17 protein-coding genes are annotated in these 18,426 nt (G+C 36.4%); 10 read left to right on the top strand and 7 right to left on the bottom strand.

Translation table 11 applies throughout. The annotated features are described in order from the left end of the window. Window positions 1–206: 206 nt before the first annotated feature. From RINTHH_RS00460 to RINTHH_RS00435, 6 genes are all read right to left on the bottom strand, one after another. On the bottom strand, window positions 207–1,706 hold the full coding sequence (locus RINTHH_RS00460; RefSeq protein WP_008231526.1) for an AAA family ATPase: 1,500 nt from the start codon (window positions 1,704–1,706) through the stop codon (window positions 207–209). Window positions 1,707–3,722: 2,016 nt separating this feature from the next. After that, window positions 3,723–4,868: a membrane protein insertase YidC gene (gene yidC, locus RINTHH_RS00450; RefSeq protein WP_008231524.1), complete on the bottom strand. Its 1,146-nt coding sequence runs from the start codon at window positions 4,866–4,868 to the stop codon at window positions 3,723–3,725. Between the two features lie 209 nt (window positions 4,869–5,077). Continuing rightward, the gene (locus RINTHH_RS00445) at window positions 5,078–5,470 is read right to left on the bottom strand and encodes a PH domain-containing protein (protein WP_044304270.1); all 393 of its coding nucleotides are present in this window, start codon (window positions 5,468–5,470) and stop codon (window positions 5,078–5,080) included. Next, a complete protein-coding gene (rnpA, locus tag RINTHH_RS00440) occupies window positions 5,457–5,861 on the bottom strand; it encodes a ribonuclease P protein component (protein WP_044304269.1) in 405 nt (134 codons plus the stop codon). The genes RINTHH_RS00445 and rnpA overlap by 14 nt, the downstream gene beginning before the upstream one ends. Window positions 5,862–5,887: 26 nt before the next feature. Further along, the gene (gene rpmH, locus RINTHH_RS10260) at window positions 5,888–6,022 is read right to left on the bottom strand and encodes a 50S ribosomal protein L34 (RefSeq protein ID WP_081606203.1); all 135 of its coding nucleotides are present in this window, start codon (window positions 6,020–6,022) and stop codon (window positions 5,888–5,890) included. A gap of 139 nt (window positions 6,023–6,161) precedes the next feature. Continuing rightward, the gene (locus RINTHH_RS00435; RefSeq protein WP_008231518.1) at window positions 6,162–6,671 is read right to left on the bottom strand and encodes a DUF2808 domain-containing protein; all 510 of its coding nucleotides are present in this window, start codon (window positions 6,669–6,671) and stop codon (window positions 6,162–6,164) included. 801 nt (window positions 6,672–7,472) lie between these two features. Here RINTHH_RS00435 and RINTHH_RS00430 point away from each other — a divergent pair. The 3 genes from RINTHH_RS00430 (at window position 7,473) to RINTHH_RS00420 (ending at window position 10,445) form a co-directional block, all read left to right on the top strand. After that, a complete protein-coding gene (locus RINTHH_RS00430; RefSeq protein ID WP_008231516.1) occupies window positions 7,473–8,630 on the top strand; it encodes a Re/Si-specific NAD(P)(+) transhydrogenase subunit alpha in 1,158 nt (385 codons plus the stop codon). Window positions 8,631–8,748: 118 nt separating this feature from the next. Then, entirely contained in the window at window positions 8,749–9,042 is a 294-nt protein-coding gene (locus tag RINTHH_RS00425) for an NAD(P) transhydrogenase subunit alpha (RefSeq protein WP_044304278.1), read from the top strand. Next, window positions 9,039–10,445 (top strand): NAD(P)(+) transhydrogenase (Re/Si-specific) subunit beta, encoded by a 1,407-nt coding sequence (locus RINTHH_RS00420; protein ID WP_008231513.1) that lies wholly within the window; start codon window positions 9,039–9,041, stop codon window positions 10,443–10,445. The genes RINTHH_RS00425 and RINTHH_RS00420 overlap by 4 nt, the downstream gene beginning before the upstream one ends. A 400-nt stretch (window positions 10,446–10,845) precedes the next feature. Here RINTHH_RS00420 and RINTHH_RS00415 read toward each other — a convergent pair whose 3' ends face one another. Further along, window positions 10,846–11,700, bottom strand: a complete 855-nt coding sequence (locus RINTHH_RS00415) for a DUF72 domain-containing protein (RefSeq protein ID WP_008231511.1) — start codon at window positions 11,698–11,700, stop codon at window positions 10,846–10,848. 413 nt (window positions 11,701–12,113) lie between these two features. On the opposite strand from RINTHH_RS00415, the gene RINTHH_RS00410 reads away from it, so the two are divergent. The 7 genes from RINTHH_RS00410 to RINTHH_RS00395 all read left to right on the top strand — a co-directional run bounded on the left by RINTHH_RS00410 (window position 12,114) and on the right by RINTHH_RS00395 (window position 18,309). Beyond that, a complete protein-coding gene (locus RINTHH_RS00410; RefSeq protein ID WP_331270881.1) occupies window positions 12,114–13,217 on the top strand; it encodes a DUF1565 domain-containing protein in 1,104 nt (367 codons plus the stop codon). A 16-nt stretch (window positions 13,218–13,233) separates the two neighbouring features. After that, window positions 13,234–13,353, top strand: coding sequence for an S-layer homology domain-containing protein (locus tag RINTHH_RS11425; protein ID WP_331270882.1), 120 nt, complete (start codon window positions 13,234–13,236; stop codon window positions 13,351–13,353). Then, window positions 13,295–13,459, top strand: a complete 165-nt coding sequence (locus RINTHH_RS11420; protein ID WP_331270880.1) for an S-layer homology domain-containing protein — start codon at window positions 13,295–13,297, stop codon at window positions 13,457–13,459. The genes RINTHH_RS11425 and RINTHH_RS11420 overlap by 59 nt, the downstream gene beginning before the upstream one ends. Window positions 13,460–13,609: 150 nt before the next feature. After that, the gene (locus RINTHH_RS11415) at window positions 13,610–13,783 is read left to right on the top strand and encodes a hypothetical protein (protein WP_008231497.1); all 174 of its coding nucleotides are present in this window, start codon (window positions 13,610–13,612) and stop codon (window positions 13,781–13,783) included. A 653-nt stretch (window positions 13,784–14,436) separates the two neighbouring features. After that, on the top strand, window positions 14,437–15,351 hold the full coding sequence (locus tag RINTHH_RS00405) for an NAD(P)H-dependent glycerol-3-phosphate dehydrogenase (protein ID WP_008231495.1): 915 nt from the start codon (window positions 14,437–14,439) through the stop codon (window positions 15,349–15,351). A 417-nt stretch (window positions 15,352–15,768) separates the two neighbouring features. Then, window positions 15,769–17,043 (top strand): RNA polymerase sigma factor SigC, encoded by a 1,275-nt coding sequence (gene sigC, locus RINTHH_RS00400; protein ID WP_008231494.1) that lies wholly within the window; start codon window positions 15,769–15,771, stop codon window positions 17,041–17,043. An 810-nt stretch (window positions 17,044–17,853) separates the two neighbouring features. Continuing rightward, the gene (locus RINTHH_RS00395) at window positions 17,854–18,309 is read left to right on the top strand and encodes a Fur family transcriptional regulator (protein WP_044304268.1); all 456 of its coding nucleotides are present in this window, start codon (window positions 17,854–17,856) and stop codon (window positions 18,307–18,309) included. The last annotated feature ends 117 nt before the right edge of the window (window positions 18,310–18,426 follow it).

Genomic DNA, 18,426 nt, shown 5'->3' with positions numbered 1-18,426 from the left:
CTGATATATAATTACTCTAATAGTCTCAGAGCAGGTTTTCAAGCCAATGTATCTTTGAAATATCAAAAACGGATATCAAAATGATTTTGTATTTATTCAGGCTTTAAAACTCTCAGGTAGCTTATCATTGCACTACAATAAGTTCTTACCTTCATTGATATAATTAAAAGTCAGAGATTAAATATACTTGAGTTGAATCCATATTTTTAATCCCTGGGATTCAAAAGACTATGTTTAGAAGCTAAACGTGCTCTCCCCGATGCAGCCCATTCTTGTAGCTGCTGAATTTGTTCTTTAGCTGTTCTAGCTAGAGGAATAATTTGACTAGCAGCTTCTAATACATCATCGTTGGTAAAATCCCGATTTTGGCTAAAACCAATGTGCATTGCTTCTACTAAAGTTTGCTCAATTTCTGCTCCTGAAAAGTCTAGAGTTTCATATGCTAATCTATCCATATCATAGCCAATTAGATTATGAGGACGTAGTCGAGATAAGTGAACATTAAAAATAGCTTTTCTTTCTTCCTGAGTAGGCAACCCAACAAAGAAAATCTCATCAAATCGACCTTTACGCAATATCTCTGATGGTAAAGATTGAATATCATTTGCAGTAGCTACTACAAAAACAGGAGAAGTTTTTTCTGCCATCCAAGTGATAAATGTACCAAACACCCTACTAGTGGTACCTGCATCTCCCCTGCTACCCAATCCAGAAAAGGCTTTGTCGATTTCATCAATCCACAAAATACAGGGGGATAAGGCTTCTGCCATTTGTATCATTTGTCTGGTACGAGATTCTGATTCACCAATTAATCCAGCAAATAATCGCCCCACATCTAACCGTAACAAAGGCAAATGCCAATGGTGAGCAATAGCTTTCGCAGTTAAGGATTTTCCTGTTCCCTGGATCCCTACCAATAATAGTCCACGGGGATGTGGTAAACCATACCGCTTGGCATGAACGCTGAAGGAAGCACCTCGACGCAACAACCAATCTTTAAGGTTGTCCAAACCACCAATATCAGAAATTTGTTCTTTGGCAGGGTAAAAATCTAGAATTTGAGTTTGACGAATGGTTTCGCGTTTCTCCTCTAAAATCAAATCTACATCTTCCGGTTGTAATTCCCCATGAGCTGCAATTGCCCTAGCTAAAACTCTATGAATCCTTGCCATACTTAAACCCTGACAGGAACGTACTAAATCATCCAAAGAATTTGTACATAATTCATTACCATATGTCATCAATAACAGCTCAATCCCTGCCTTAATATCCTCTTCAGTTGGTAGTGGGAACTCTACCACTGTCAACACTTCTGCTAAATCAGCAGGAATCGCCACTCGCGGTGAGAGTAAAACTATATTTTTAGGCTGTGATTTCAATGACCTTGCTAAATTGCGGAGTTTACGAGAAATGGCCACATCTTCTAAAAAGTGATGGTAATCCCGCAAGATTAAAACTGCTGGTCCTGCTGGGGAAATTTTTTCCACAAATTCTAGTGCTTGTAAAGGGTTCCTTTTACCAAATCCTTCATCATTAAGACTCCCTTGATAACCATCCACAAAATCCCAAGTGTATACAGGACGATTACCTTGATTACTGGCTTCTTCTCTAATTTCTGCCTCTACCCTTTCTTCTTCGTAGGTGGGAATATACATTAAAGGATAACAGGCACGCAGCAGCAGTTTAAACTCTTCACGAAAAGTCATAGGTAGTTATTTGCCTTTAATTCTCTTATTAATTAGATTTTTTGGGAAGTTATCCAGATCTGAAGTGATTTAACTCCATTTGTAAATTCAGCTTTTTTTAGACTTTTATGAAATAAAAGTTCCATAATTTAGTGGCAGTAATAGCAATGATAAGGTATCACCAAGCATTAAACAATCATCAAAAAATTTCATTTGATTGTGACAAACTACTCTGACTTAACTATAAGGTTTCACTTTAGCAAAAACACTCTCGCAAATTATATTTGATCAATTTAAACTCAGACTTCCATTATTTTCTTCTGGTTCTACTTAATCACTTTTGAGTTATTAGTTAATTATGAAAGTACTGATATGCTATTTTTATAGCTCAAGAGAATCCCAGTCCATTTTAATTGGAATATTATCAGGTATATTTGCTGCTACATTTTCGGAGTTGCATAACTTTCTTATGAAATTTTTCCGAGTGATTCCTACTTAAAATCAATTCTCTCTTACCTTCATTTATTGCTACCAAGTGCTTTTGAGCACATCTTTGCCCTTTGCCAAGACAGTTAGACATTCTATCTTTCCTATCCTTCCAATCTAAATTTTATTTCCTATTCTTAAATAGTTTTAATAATTGCAGGTAAAATAATCATAAGCAATATTATGTTAAATTATACGCGCAAGCCGGAGTTCTAATTCCCTCGTAGTTTTCGTCCCAAACAACTGACGGTGTAGAGAGTGATTTATAAACTTAAAATTTTATATATAGAATTTGAAACAAAACAAAAAATCCATTTGAAACTAAGTATGAAATGGATTTTTTAAAGACTTCAAAGAAGCCCAAAAACTATCAACCACATTATTAGATTCATTAATAATTCCAGCATAGTTAGTATTACAAAGTTGCTGCTGGGGAAGTTCCAAATTCATTTGTTCATATAATCTAGACACGAGGTTGAAAATACCCTTAAGGAGATAGAGAATCTACCAAGTTATCCACAGTTACTTCCTTATCTATAGTGAAAGTATATTTCCTCTCCAAATACTTCTTGCAAACAAATCATTTCCATAGGTTTGCAAAGATCTATTATAAGTACAGGTAATCACCTCAGCTTCTCCGAAAACTTCTAAGTAATTATAATGATGCTACACGCGAACGATACCTTGAACAGGTATCAACGTTTCTAGGATAGTGATAAATTTTTGTACCTGGATCTCTCTTGTCCACTCTGGCACTTTAAGTTAGATACGGGATGAAAATCACATCCGTACTAACCTTATACTATTTTTATAAAAATTAGTTCTTTTAAGAAAGAGCACTTCTGCTATTTCCATATTCACACTTTATATTCCAATTTTTCTGGGATTGGATTTCACTGAAAAGACTTAGGTTTAGATGAAAAATCAAGTATATATACTTGATAATAGGGACTATAATTTCCAACAAAGAGACGCAAGCTTGGTCGCGTCTCTTTTCCTAAAAATCTTACATTGTCAGTTTTAGACTTAAATTCTGAGATCTTGGAATTCAGAAATCACAAGATGTAATTATTTAGATTGATACTCTTACCCTCTGCTGAAGGTTTATCAAACCGCAAAGTATTTAAATGGATTTGTAAGTATTCAGTAAAGTTGAAGAATTTTATAATTACCTCTTTAGCTGTGGTTTTAACTTACCCCGCAGTTGATCATACTACTTGAAGAATCTTTCTTTGCTTTTTCACACAGTGTTGATATAGCTGAATAGTATATATAATGACTGTTATTCTGAGGATTGATGTAAGTTGAGAACAGAATTGACCAAGTGTTAAATTGTGTCTCAAACATAACAACCTTTACCAATTAAACCCCCAAATCTTTTAGTATTAAGTTGGTAATTGATCATGTCAACCAACAAAAACACTTATTCTTAATAACTAGTAGTCTTTGCCTAACCCTATTTTATTTTGAAAACATCAAAAATTTCATAAACTCATAGCATTGCTTCAAAACACTGCTGACAGATGTTATAGAACTACCAGTTATAATCAATTAACCTGGGGCCTTCTTCTTAGAACTTTTTGGTTCAAAAGGTATAGATTCCTCATCTTTTCCACTAGCTTCTTTATTCTGAGTATCAACTATTTTTTGTAGCTCTTCTGGTAAAGGTTCACGGGAAAGAATATAAGTCTGCAGGGTCTGGAACATATTACCAATAACCATATACATCAACACACCTGCAGGTAGTGGGAAGAACAAAAACATCCCTGAAAAAACCACTGGTGTAATTTTGTTGATTGTATCCTGCTGAGGATTTCCCTTATTAGAGTTTTGTCCAGACAGAATTTGACTGGCGTACAAAGTAACACCAAACATCAATACCATGAGAACAATATCCCAATGAATTATACCATTATCATCTGTTGCTCCTACCCGACCTAGAGCCTCAATAAATAGAAATCCTTTTTCTGCTGCCAAACCGGGAATAGTACCCTGTATAGTAACGTCTCCTGGCTGTAAAGCTTCAATATTACCTTCAGCATCAATATTGATTCTTTCTGCCCCTTTAGTAACTGTCCATCGAGGGACTAAGTTAACTTCTGGATGTGCTGCAACTATTTCCGAAAAAGGTTGTCCAGATTCAGTTTGGTACTGAATCTTAGTATGTTCTTCAACTGCCAATTTATTACCACTAGGAAGAATAGCTGTAACTTTACTATGCTCCCCATCACTTATATAAACATTTTGGGGAGTAGTTGCGAAAGCTTGTGGTTGAATCCTTTCAATTTGTTCGGCAGGTAAAATTTGCAGGTTGATATTGTAATTAACACCAGAGAAGGGCGAACCCCGTAAAGTGGCAAATAAAGCTAGCAGAACAGGCATTTGGAACAACAAGGGTAAACACCCTCCTAAAGGATTGCCAAATTCCTTCTGGATATTGACCATTTCTTCTTGCTGTTTTTGTTGATTGTCCTTATAACGCTCCTTGATTTCCTGCATTTTCTTTTGCATCAAGGGTTGGACAATTCGCATCCGCCGCATATTTCGAATGGAGCCAGCACTCAAAGGGTAGAGTGCAAACCGAATGATTAGTGTCAAAGCGACTATAGCCAATCCATAACTAGGTACAATCCCATAGAACAAGTCTATAATTGGCAACATCACATTGTTCGAGAGAAAGCCGATACCAAAATCCATTATTCTGAATTCAACCTGAGGTACTGCAAATTAACTGAATCTAATTTATCTAAATTACGATGGAGATTTTAATCTGGCGACATTTTAGATAGCCGAATATCAAGCGTTAAGTCTTTTATGCTTAAACCACTAATATTTTCAGATGGAATTTAGCAGATTATTAAAGCAAAACTACTAAATATATTTAGCAGTCAGTAGTGGTGATTGACTTACCTTCGGATGGCACCAATTTTACCAGGATTTCTCATGACAACTTTCCCATTGATATAGTCATATATTTCCCTATATCTGGGAACAGCTCGCATTTCCAGGCGGGTACCATCTCTAAGAGTTAACACCATATCTCCCCATAAGCCGACACCTCGGGGTACTTTAACTATTTTGACAACTTCTGAGTAAATTACATCACTTCTATCACGTCCCATCCAACCACCTGTAACCGAAATCCGGCGGTCAGTAATACGGAAGTGCAACCACAATGCCCTGACAATCGCGCCTATTGTTAATGGTATCCCAACAACTGTTAACCCAACAAAGATGCCAATAATTAAGTCACCAATATGGGAACCACCTTCATAAAAAACTTCTTCACGAATACCCATTTAACACCTCGGCTGTTTCCAATAACTGCTCTAATTCTTGCAGAAATTGTTGGCCCTTGCATTGATATTCTATTGCTGTTGGCTTCGCAATTACCACCAAGCGCCACCCCAATGATAACCTTGGTAATAATATATACAAGGATGAAGAAATTTGTCGTTTAAGCCGATTACGTACTACTGCACGCTTACTTACCTTTGTACTAATAGAAATAGCAATACGGGTTGGATAGTTTATACAAACTTCCATGCTTTTTTCCATAGAAGGCATTGATGACAGTGCTGGTTTTAAAGCTCTTAAGGTCAAATAGGAGCTATGGCAGCGAAAACCATTCCGGAAGACTGCTTGAAAGTCTCGACGGGACTTGAGTCTATTTGCTTTGGGTAAGGCCACAAATGATACTCCCCATCAGAGGCATATCAAACGCTCAGACGATGCCGCCCTTTTTTTCTCCTAGCCCTGATAACGTTTCTACCATCTGGTGTTCTCATACGAGTGCGAAAGCCAGATGTTCTTTTCCTTTTACGACAAGTGCCGCCCAGAGTCCTCTGCATAGCTTAGTCCTCTAACCTAAGATGATTTATCTAAAAAAGCCATAGGCCCCTATTATACTACTTTTAATACAGAGGGAAGGCAAATAGCCAAAAAACGTAAATTAATGAATATGACATTTTTCTATTTTTCTCCTTAATTTTAGTTAATATCAATTTGCCAAGTTCCTAAATAATGGGGTTGAATAGCATCACTGGGTATAAAAATCATACAGTTGAAGTTAAACATACCTCCAAATGATGGATTTTGAACATCACTAAAAACCAACTCTACTGAATTACCAGAGGGTATAGGCTCTTTGGGATGTATATAAATTGCATGATCTTTTTTATTCCAATCCACTTTCAATAGAGAGACTTTCTCCTCTTTCACTCGAACTTCAATTTTTTTTGGTTCAAATTTACCCTTATAGTATCTGGGATATGTAATAATGAACTTAACAACATCTGCCTTCATTTTACTTCTGGGGATTCTTAGACGGTAACGATCCCAGCCGTTTCGTTGACCATCAAAATCCAACCTGTAAGACAATTGATTGTCCTTTGTAATACCGCCAAATAAGATTACGCCAGCTCCATTTGCCAAGGTAATGGTTGGAGGAATTGTAAATAAACAGGTAGTTACGGCTAAAGTTGTTAGCAGGTGTCTCATAGTTAAGGCTCCTGTGAGAAAACTAAATTAATTTATTACGGCAATAGTATTGATCAAAATTTCGTGACCGAAACTTTACTACTGGCTCTGTCCTGGTAGACGCAACATACATAAGAAAGGTGCCCTAGCACTTAATTAAAGACAAGCATAAACTTTTTATCTATTTCTCTTGAATATGAGTGATAAAATACATATGAGATATTTGTGAAGTTTGTTTTACTTCCCTGGATTTTGATAGCTACACAATATGTCTTTATGAGTTAATGAATACTAAAATTGCAGGTCAGTAATATTTCAACTGACATAATATTTCTTATCACTGATTTCACTGTTAAGAAAAAAATAATCTTTATACTAATTTTGACCCTTATTCATTGATGGGGCCAATAATATGAACGTGAATAGCAGGTGATCTCTTATATACAAAGTATTAAATGATGATTAGTTATAAACAAGTTGATTGATAAATTTATCATTGTTGCGAAGTCTAAAAAGAAAATAAAGAATATGTTTAATCCCTAAAACTTGTTGAAATTACAAAAGGCATGATTGGGTATGAACCTATTAGAATATGTAAATAAGTACCAGTATGTTGGGCAAATTGTAATCCACACATGTAAATAATTAGTAGTGGGTAGTATAGATATGTAAGTATTGGGAGATAGGCCTGCAAGCCCAATTAGAAAATTAGTAGGGATTAGCTATTTACTGTTTAGCTAATGTGTTTAGTCCTCGATTTATGGTTAAAAGACAAAATTCCAGAACTTGTAACAGAACAAGTATTTATCTCAAGGAGATTTCATGAAAATAGCAGTAGCCAAAGAAAGTGAGGCTTGTGAGCGTCGTGTTGCCCTGGTTCCTGATACTGTTACCCAATTAGTTAAGAATGGTTTGGAAGTCCTTGTTGAGTCAGGTACAGGTGAGCGGACTTTTTTTACGGATGCTGATTATGAAAAGGCAGGAGCCATAATTGTCAAACAAACCAAACACTTATGGGCTGAGGCTGATATTTTATTAAAAGTTAGTCCACCTAGAAAGCGAGACGATGGAATTTTGGAAGTTGATCTACTCAAACAGGGGGCTATATTAATTGGATTTTTGAATCCTCTTGGAAATCCGGGATTAGCACAAATTCTCGCAGAACGTCAGGTGACTGCATTAAGTATGGAAATGGTCCCCAGAACGACAAGGGCCCAGAGTATGGATGCTTTATCATCCCAGGCATCGATCGCAGGTTATAAAGCCGGTTTAATTGCGGCAGCAGCATTACCAAAATACTTCCCTATGTTGACAACTGCTGCAGGTACAATTGCTCCAGCAAAAGTGTTTGTTATGGGGGCTGGAGTGGCAGGATTGCAAGCAATTGCAACCACACGAAGGTTAGGGGCTATTGTTGAAGCTTTTGACATTCGGCCTTCAGTAAAAGAAGAAGTTCAAAGCTTAGGAGCAAGGTTTGTTGAAGTACAGTTGGAAGAAGAAACTGCAACCGCTGGGGGTTATGCCAAGGAAATATCTGAGGCCAGCAAAAAAAGTAGTCAGCAAGTAGTTACTGATCACGTAAAAAATTCTGACGTTGTAATTACAACAGCACAAGTCCCTGGTAAGAAAGCCCCCTTATTAATAACAAGGGAAATGGTTTTACAAATGAAGAAAGGGTCTGTAATTATAGACTTAGCTGCAGAGCAAGGAGGGAACTGTGCCTGCACAGATCCCGGAAAGGATATTATTGTTAATGGTGTAAATATTATTGGTCCGATTAATCTTCCTTCGTCAATGCCAGTTCATGCCAGTCAGTTATACGCTAAAAACATCACATCTTTGATACGGTTGCTAATTAAAGATAAGGACTTACAAGTAGATTTTAATGACGATATCATTAACGCGGTTTGTATTACTCATGCCGGAAAAATTCATAGTCCACTGATACAAGAATTATTGTCAGTTACCAGTGCAGGTTAGAAGGGGAGTTAAACCTGAGTCCCTACCCATCTACCCTTCCAGTATTACCTGTATCCACAAGTAAATTTAATTTTGTTCAACTTACTGACAAATATTAATTACAGGAGTTTGAATGTTGATAACAGAAACATTAATTACAGCCTTGTTTATCTTTGTCTTGGCAGCATTTGTCGGCTTTGAGGTTATTAATAAAGTTCCTCCAACTTTACACACCCCTCTGATGTCCGGTTCAAATGCAATTTCAGGTATTACTGTACTGGGAGCTATTTTAGCATCCGGTGCTAAAGAGTGGAATATATCAGTAATCCTTGGATTGGTTGCAGTTGTTTTGGCAACAATCAATGTCGTTAGTGGTTTTCTTGTCACTGATAGAATGTTGCAAATGTTTAAAAAGAAGGAGGTTAAAACGTGAGTGATTTTATACCAACGGGGATTCATCTGGTATACTTGGCTGCAACTTCCCTGTTTATTGTGGGATTAAAAAAGCTAGGTTCTCCAGCTACAGCCAGAAATGGCAATATTATGGCAGGTATAGGGATGTTGTTAGCTGTGCTAGTAACCCTTCTAGACCAGCAAGTTCTAAACTACCAAATGATTTTGTTAGGAGTGGTAATAGGGACTGTAATTGGAACACTTGCAGCATATAAAGTGAAAATGACCCAAATGCCTCAGATGGTAGGGTTGTTGAACGGTTTGGGTGGTTCTGCCTCTGCATTGGTTGCCGTGGCAGAGTTCTGGCGATTACTAGGTGAGTCTCAAACTATACCTCTAGATTCCAGTATTTCCATATTATTGGATGTATTAATTGGTGGTGTTACTTTTTCAGGTAGTGTAATAGCTTTTGCAAAACTTCAGGGAATCATGAGCGGTTCACCAATTACATTCCCATTGCAGCAGCTTATAAATGTCTCACTACTAGCTTCCTATATATTTGGTGGATTCTTTTTACTTACTGCACCCCATAACTTACCTATATTCTTATCCATGGTGCTGGTTTCTCTGGTGTTAGGCATAATGTTAGTTATTCCTATTGGTGGGGGTGACATGCCAGTAGTAATTTCTTTGTTAAACTCATTCTCTGGTTTGGCTGCTTCTGCCGCTGGTTTTGTTGTCATGAACAATATGCTCATTATTTCTGGTGCGTTAGTAGGAGCATCAGGTTTAATCCTGACAGAAATAATGTGTAAAGCTATGAACCGTTCTCTCTTTAGTGTGCTATTTAGTGCTTTTGGTACTAGTAGTTCAAGTTCTGGTAATCTTGATGTTACTAGCACTGTCGAAAAAGTCTTTCACAGCATTGATCCTGAAGAAGGGGCAATGATGTTAGGTTATGCCCGTTCTGTAGTAATTATCCCAGGTTATGGTATGGCAGTTGCTCAGGCACAACATAGTGTTAGAGAACTAGCAGACCAACTAGAAAAACTGGGTGTGGAAGTGAAATACGCAATTCACCCAGTTGCAGGAAGAATGCCGGGGCACATGAATGTATTATTGGCAGAGGCGAATGTGCCTTATGAGCAACTGCATGACATGGATGATATCAATCCTCAATTGGAAAAGACCGATGTTGCATTAGTAATTGGTGCTAATGATGTAGTTAATCCTTCTGCTCGTACTGATGAGAAAAGCCCTATTTATGGAATGCCGATTTTAGATGTGGATAAAGCCAAACACACCATAGTAATTAAGCGTGGAATGAGTGTGGGCTTTGCCGGTGTAGATAATGATTTGTTCTATAAGAACAGAACTACTATGTTGTTTGGTAGTGCCAAGGATATGGTGGCAAAGTTAATTTCTGAGATCAAGCAACTGTAAGTAACTTCTCTCTACTTAATCTAACCCTCTCCGATAATGGGGAGGTATTTTCCTATAAAAACTCCCTTATACCTGAACTTCAGGGATAACAGTAACTTGGTTAAGGGTAATTATGACTTAAAACCCAAATATAAGAAATCCGTACAGTATTTTTAACGTTTAATAGACCAGGCCTTGACTTTTTGTATCTTCTATCGATTATGAGTAAATCACTAAGGCAAAAAAACTTTAAAAAAACTATAATTGCTTTATATAAGGTTTCTACACATAAATTATTGCAGATAATTATAATTCCATATATAAATGTTTACTGAATTAGTAACAGAAAGCTACTTTCAAACATTGTACTATTAGAGTTTGTGGAATACCCATTAAAAGTGAAATAGTTTCCCTATAGTATTTACCACAAACTCAATTGCTGAGGCGTCTGTTGTGTCTGATTCCATTTTAGATATGGAATATTGATCCCAGTCTCATGTAGTAGTTTATAAAAATAGTAGGCAGTATGGGGTGATTGTTCTTCTGCAGGACAATGGACAAAGAAGTAAATCCGCTTTCCTTGATGCAACCACTGTTGAATATAATTTAACCACTCTTTCATGAATGGCTGATTAATTTCCATAGTGGGATGGGAAATAAATCGAATCAATGTAAATGTTGCTGTGGTTTGAAATACTAGGGGTAATTTGGGTTTGCGTCTTTCTGAATCCATTTTGGGATATTTATACCCCGAATAAATTGGACGAGTGTCTAATAATACTCTTGCTATATTTAATTTTGTTAATAGTTCAGTCAAATTACTAGCATGAGGTTCCCGAAACCAATCTGGGTGCCTAACTTCTAATGCTAAATAAGTTATATCTGTTTGCCAGTTTGTGAGAAATTTAGTTAAATCCCCTAGGTATTGTGGTGAGTAGCTAGGTGGCAATTGAGCAAACATTGGTCCTAGATGTTTACCCATAATAGTCATCCTTTGAACAAAATTTAGTGCAGAGGATATCTGTGGCTCCAGCAGACCATTGTGCGTAATTTCTCGTGGTAATTTCAGACAGAACTGAAATCCTGGAGGTGTTTGACTTACCCAATTGGTAATTATTTTAGTACTAGGTATAGCATAAAAAGTGGTGTTTCCTTCTACTGCAGTGAAACGGCGACTATATAAATATAAGAAGTTATCAGGGCGGGTTCCTCGTGGGTATAATTCACCTACCCAGCCCTTATATGCCCAGATAGCACAACCAAACAAGAAATCCATGAGCTTTTAATACATGAAATATATAAAGCCATTATCTGGCAAAGCGAACTAAAAAGGTAAGTTTGTGTAATAGGTCAGGCAGAAGCTCAAAACTAATGACTTTCTAAATATTTTTGTGAGAAATAGGCTGAAAACGGCTGGATGAAATCCGTGATTATGCACAAATTAAGGATATGTGCTGCACAACTTTTAAGTCAGATTATTAATCCGTATTTTTCTTTGGTAGATACACCACATATGTTCAAGGACGCAGAATAACATTCAATGTAGAAAACCTTTTGTTCCGTAGGGAACCCAGATACTTTAATACTAGTCATAGCTGATAGATATGGGGTCTTAGGGATTTTACCCTAGCCATAGGACTATATATAAATATTTCAAGACAAATCCATTAGTCTTTAAAGGACTTGAAAATGGGAATTAAAATGAAACACCAGGGATTAAATATTAACCAAGGTAGAAATTTCTACTTTTTGTCTTCGGGAATCTCTGCTCTATTAATAGTTTCTGGTGGGATGATACTATTATCAGCTGATGTAAATGCTAATCAACAAAGAACTAACGAAAGTTTAATAGCGCAGAATCAAAATTCTAAAAATGTGATATATGTTAATCCAGAAATAGGCTCAGATACCTATAGAGATGTAGCTACAGAGCAAGTACCTTATAAAACTATATCATTTGCTCTTTCTATAGCTAAACCTGGTGCAACTATTCAGCTATCACCTGGGAATTATAGTGAAAATACTGGAGAGTATTTTCCTCTGAATATTAAATCAGGAATTACTCTCTTAGGAGATGAAAGTACTAAAGGTGAGACAATACTAATTATTGGGAGTGGTAACTATATCAGCCGTACTTTTGCCAGACAAAACGTGACTATTGTAGCTGAAAACAACAGTACGATTAATGGTGTGACTGTGACTAACCCTGGTAGTCGTGGTACTGGGGTGTGGATAGAGTCAACTAACCCAACCATTGAAAATAGCACATTTATTAATAGTGTCAGAGAAGGAGTATTTGTTACAGGAGCAGGTAATCCCATTATTGAAAATAATATTTTCTCCGGAAATAAAGGTAATGGGGTTTCTATTACCAAAGATGCTAAAGGTTTAGTTCGTAATAATTTATTTCAGAATACGGGTTTTGGCTTAGCTATTGGCAATAACTCAAAACCTCGCTTGGAAAAGAACCAAATTGTCAAAAATACAGACGGGGTTTTTATCTCAGATTCCGCAAAGCCCATTTTACGGGGGAATCTCATTCAAAATAATAATCGTGATGGTATCATCATAGTGTCTCAAGGTTTACCCAATTTGGGAACTAATGAGGACCCTGGTAAGAATTTGATTAGCAACAACAAACGCCATGACCTCAATAATGCCACCAGCAATGTTATTGTTACCATTGGTAATAGCATTAATAAATTTCAAGGACATGTAGATTATATAGCTCCCAATACAGTAATATATCCTGAATCAACTGTTGATTTTAAGGATATACCAGCTGGTCATTAGGTAGTCAACTACATAAATTAAGGCTTTATCTAAAAAAATTATAATTACTGGTTGCCCTGATGGGACTTTGAAACCTAATGATGGAGTCACTCGCGCTCAATTTGCAGCTACCATCAGTAAAGCAAACAGTTGTTGAATTTACTGATGTCAGTAATAATTATTGGGGATACCAAGCAATCCAAACTACTTCCTGTGGTGGGTTCCTCTCTAGATATCCTAACAAAACCTTCAAACCAGAATAACTAGTCTCTCAAGTACAGATCTTAGTATCTTTAGCTAATGGCTTGGAGCTAACTAAACCCAATCAGAATCCTCTATCCTTATACAAGGATGCTCCCGAAATCCCATCTTGAGCTACAGCAGCCGTATCTGCAGCAACAGCAAAATAAATTGTGGTCAACTATCCTAATATAAAGCCCATAAACCCTAACTATCAAGCCATCAGAGCTAAAGTGGCGGCTTTTGTTTATCAAGCACTAGTGAGTGCTGGCAAGGCGGAGATGATTCCTTACATATATGTGGTAAAAGTCCCTATTTCTAATATATCTGCATCTATAAGAGATTGAGGAACTACTAAATTGAAATTTAAGAGAGATAAGGTAAAGGAATTTCCTTCTTTTATGTTATTTATTAGAAAATATGGTTTTACCAATTAATCATGAAGAGGTTTAACAAGATATTATTGATGTTTAACACATTAACTGAATATTCCCAACAACTAGAAAAATACTAGTTGAATTCTTCTAGCAGAACAAAAATTTATCTCTATAAAGACTTGGTAAGACAGTAGTAAATTAAAGTCAGGAAGGTATGACTGGTGGTCTGTTTGTCACATTGAACGCTACAAAAATAAATGCTCAACTAAAACAATAATTATGATTATTTTAGTTTTAATGCAATTAATGAATGTATTAAAGGCTTTCGAATACATTACTTTCACCGTAATTAGGTTAAGCAAATTTTAGTGGTGTAGTGGAATTTCGTTTTTAAATAAGTGCAATCACTATTAAATAAGTACAGTCTAATTAATGATAAGATAATTCAGATATCACAAGTTTTATAAGAAATATAATTTATACGTTCAAACAATCTTCACCTTTTATGGAATAAATTGATAATACTCTTCTTCAGAAAATTACATGTGATTCATGAGTGCTTTTTGATTGCAACAGATTTCAGATAGAATCTTAAGTTAGAGTGTAAGAATCTAGAATTTAAATTGATTACTGTTATTGGAGCAGGTGCATGGGGAAGCAATCTAGCAACCATTGCCTTAGCTAACGGTTATGATGTTAATATGTGGTCCCGTAGGAGTAATTTATCCTTGACAAGGGCTGTTAGGGATGCGGAGGTTATTGTCTCAGCTATCTCTATGCAAGGAATACGGGATGTTATTGAGCAGCTTCAGGGGTTAACCCTATCTCCCCAAACCATTTTTGTCTCAGCAACCAAAGGCTTAGATCCTCAAACGGCCCGTACACCTTGCCAAATTTGGCAAGATACTTTCCCAAGGAATCCTATAGTCGTACTTTCTGGTCCTAATTTATCGAAGGAAATAGAAAAAGGGTTACCTGCAGCAACAGTAGTTGCTAGTAACACTGCTATTGCTGCATCAAAAGTACAGTTGATATTCTCTTCAAATCGTTTTCGAGTCTATACTAACCTTGATCCTTTAGGGGTAGAATTAGGTGGAACCTTAAAAAATGTTGTGGCGATTGCCGCTGGTGTTTGTGATGGTCTTCAACTAGGTACTAATGCGAAGGCAGCGTTGGTTGCTCGTGGATTAACAGAAATGGTACGTATTGGTGTTCATTGGGGAGCACAACAGGAAACTTTTTATGGTTTATCTGGTTTAGGCGATCTAATTGCTACTTGCAATAGTCCTTTCAGTCGCAATTATCAGGTAGGTTATCAGTTAGCTGGTGGTCGGAATCTACAAGAAATTCTGGCCAACTTACAAGGAGCAGCAGAGGGGATTAACACAACCACAGTTTTAAAGCAATGCTCACAACGAGGAGATATATCCATGCCAATCACAGAACAAGTATATTGCTTGTTGCAAGCTCAGGTCACACCTAAAGAAGCCCTGGAAGGGTTAATGTTGCGGGATATCAAACCAGAATATCAACAATGAACTTGGATTTTGAAAATTGCTAAATAGTGACATATTCCCACTTTATAAAGTGGAGAACCTAATCATGCAAATACATTACTATAAAAAAATTCTTGAGCAAAAAAGTAAGTGTTTGTTATTTTTTAAACTTGTAACAGGAAAATGAAACTTAGTTGGTAAAGTTTGCTATCTATTATTACCCACTAAACATAATATATCTAGATATTATTGATATAATATATATTTAGTAATTGTATAACTAAAATCAGATATTTGCAATTTCATAATTCTTAAAACACTTATATTCAATACAACTAGCTGTTTGATTCTAAAAAAAACAAAATTTGTGTTATTTCATGAGAAATCAAGGGAACAATAGCAAAAGCTAATTAGCTGACCGTAATCTATTGTTACCTGGAGCTATTAAGACGATACTTTATGCCAGCAACATTTTGTTACGTGGATACCACTGATAAAACACAAAATCCTGCTCAGGGTTTTGATGATGAATTCATTATTGATGATAACCCCAATGAAGCTGATTTGTCAGTCAGCGAAGAAGAATTGGAAGAACTAGCAACTGTTTCTCTAGAACAAGACCCAGCTTACCTAGTACCAAATTCAAGCCGCCGTAGTACAGATTTAGTGCGTCTGTATTTGCAGGAAATCGGTCGTGTCCGTTTATTGGGAAGAGATGAAGAAGTTTCTGAAGCTCAAAAAGTACAACGCTGTTTAAAACTGCGGGTTTTGTTGTCTAATAAGGCAAAAAAAGGAGATGAAATTCTACAACCCTACTTACGCTTGATTGAAGCTCAAGAGAGACTAGCATCAGAGCTAGGATATCGTCCATCTTTGGAGCGTTGGGCTAGAACTGCCAATATGGATGTATTTGAACTCAAACGCCTTCTTACCCAAGGAAAACGCCGATGGGCAGAGGTTACCAATCTGACAGTAAAAGAGTTGGAAAAAATCCAATCAGCAGGAATTCAGGCAAAAGAACACATGATTAAGGCTAATCTTCGTCTTGTTGTATCTGTTGCGAAGAAGTATCAAAACCGTGGCTTGGAACTTTTAGACTTAGTACAAGAAGGTACTTTGGGCTTGGAAAGAGCTGTTGACAAGTTTGACCCAACCAAAGGTTATCGTTTTAGTACGTATGCTTATTGGTGGATTCGTCAAGGTATTACTAGAGCAATAGCGACTTCTAGTCGTACTATTCGCCTTCCTGTTCATATTACCGAAAAATTAAACAAAATAAAAAAAGCTCAACGCAAAATCTCCCAAGAGAAGGGATATACTCCCACTTTGGAAGATTTGGCAGTAGAGTTAGAAATGACTCCCACCCAGGTCCGTGAGATATTATTGCGAGTGCCCCGTTCTGTTTCTTTAGAAACTAAGGTGGGAAAAGATAAAGATACTGAACTAGGAGAATTACTTGAAACTGACAGTATTACTCCAGAAGACATGCTAATGCGGGAATCCTTACAAAGGGATTTGCAAAATATTTTGGCAGATTTAACTACTAGGGAAAGGGATGTTATTCTGATGCGATTTGGTTTAGCTGATGGTCATCCCTATTCCCTAGCTGAAATTGGAAGGGCGTTAGAATTATCCCGTGAAAGAGTGAGACAAATTGAATCCAAGGCTTTACAAAAATTGCGTCAACCCAAGCGACGCAATCTTATCCGTGACTATATGGAGTCACTCACTTAGTTAATAATATAACTTGCTCAATACCTGGTAAAATCAACTAATATCAGAGGCGCAAGGAATTGCGCCTTCTCTAACTATTACGTTAAACTGAGTATCCTTGAACCAGGCTAATCATTAATTCCCAATTCGTCAATAGTCAGTAACTATGTTACTGAGATAAAAACTCAGGTTATCCCAATGATTTAGTGTAAATGAGTATTGAGCACTCCAAACAGTACTAGATTCAATAGTAGCAAAATACACCTAAATTACCACAGAGTTTTCCCTTAGCAAAAGCGTTCCCAGGAAACATACCCAATTAACTCAACTATCTATTTTGTCCATATTTTATCTTGAGCCAATTTAATAACCCTTGTGCCTTTTCTGGGGTATACAACATTTCAGGTAAATCCTTACTTTACTAGTTGTTGAGTATGTAGTGATGAAGACTAATAATATAAACCCAAGGAAAGCCTCAAATGATAAGCTTTCTGTTCAGTCTATAATTATCCGCATCTTGCAAGTAAACTTCTATCCTCTCTTGTTTCCCAGTAATTCTAACAAAAAGTTTATTTTATTCATAAACCCTCACTTGTAAGTAGTTATGGACTGTCTCTTGCTTATTAATCTCAACAGCTTATAAAAAATAACTTTATTCTATTCACAAATAGATGAATACAATTTGCTTATAAAATCTTATATAAATACAAAAAATACTAATAAAAACCGCTAAAGAAGCTGCTACTTATTTGCAATAAGTATTTTTTATTGCAAAAAGTTGAAATGATTTGCTATATTCTCAATTAGTGGGATTTATTGAGAAATATTAGTATGAGTATTTACAATTCTGCTTCACTGAAGGCAGAACTGAATGGACACGGCTGGCGTTTAACTCCTCAGAGAGAAACAATTTTACAAATTTTTCAAGATTTACCTCAAGGAGAACATTTGAGTGCAGAAGATCTACATCAACGTTTGGAGCATGATGGTGAAGGAATCAGCTTGTCAACCATTTATCGTACTCTTAAGTTAATGGCGCGGATGGGTATCTTGCGAGAATTGGAGTTGGGAGAAGGTCACAAGCATTATGAAATCAATCAACCCTATCCTCATCATCACCATCATCTAATTTGTACCAGATGTAACATGACAATTGAATTTAAGAATGATTCAATACTAAAAATTGGCACAAAAACTGCACAAAAAGAAGGATATCAATTACTGGATTGTCAATTAACTATTCATGCAATTTGTCCCAGGTGTCAAAGAGCTTTAGTGCCAGCTTAATTTAAAGCTCTTGACAGAAATTGGGGTTTGGGAAAATCTTAACTTTAAGAAAATTTTTTGGGCGATAAAACATTTTTAAACAAATTCCCAAAGACGTTAGAAAGAATCATTTCTAAC

Source organism: Richelia intracellularis HH01 (genome assembly GCF_000350105.1).
GTDB lineage: Bacteria > Cyanobacteriota > Cyanobacteriia > Cyanobacteriales > Nostocaceae > Richelia > Richelia intracellularis.
The sequence above is the reverse complement of the archived record's forward strand: the minus strand, read 5'-3'. Positions and strand labels throughout refer to the sequence as shown.

What these genes read in the sequence shown, in the direction of transcription:
- yidC (WP_008231524.1), bottom strand. Translation starts at nt 4,868, where the DNA reads ATGGATTTTGGTATCGGCTTTCTCTCGAACAATGTGATGTTGCCAATT.
- RINTHH_RS00410 (WP_331270881.1), top strand. Translation starts at nt 12,114, where the DNA reads ATGGGAATTAAAATGAAACACCAGGGATTAAATATTAACCAAGGTAGA.
- RINTHH_RS00435 (WP_008231518.1), bottom strand. Translation starts at nt 6,671, where the DNA reads ATGAGACACCTGCTAACAACTTTAGCCGTAACTACCTGTTTATTTACA.
- RINTHH_RS00430 (WP_008231516.1), top strand. Translation starts at nt 7,473, where the DNA reads ATGAAAATAGCAGTAGCCAAAGAAAGTGAGGCTTGTGAGCGTCGTGTT.
- RINTHH_RS11420 (WP_331270880.1), top strand. Translation starts at nt 13,295, where the DNA reads ATGATGGAGTCACTCGCGCTCAATTTGCAGCTACCATCAGTAAAGCAA.
- sigC (WP_008231494.1), top strand. Translation starts at nt 15,769, where the DNA reads ATGCCAGCAACATTTTGTTACGTGGATACCACTGATAAAACACAAAAT.
- RINTHH_RS00415 (WP_008231511.1), bottom strand. Translation starts at nt 11,700, where the DNA reads ATGGATTTCTTGTTTGGTTGTGCTATCTGGGCATATAAGGGCTGGGTA.
- rpmH (WP_081606203.1), bottom strand. Translation starts at nt 6,022, where the DNA reads ATGCAGAGGACTCTGGGCGGCACTTGTCGTAAAAGGAAAAGAACATCT.
- RINTHH_RS00395 (WP_044304268.1), top strand. Translation starts at nt 17,854, where the DNA reads ATGAGTATTTACAATTCTGCTTCACTGAAGGCAGAACTGAATGGACAC.
- RINTHH_RS00445 (WP_044304270.1), bottom strand. Translation starts at nt 5,470, where the DNA reads ATGGGTATTCGTGAAGAAGTTTTTTATGAAGGTGGTTCCCATATTGGT.
- RINTHH_RS00460 (WP_008231526.1), bottom strand. Translation starts at nt 1,706, where the DNA reads ATGACTTTTCGTGAAGAGTTTAAACTGCTGCTGCGTGCCTGTTATCCT.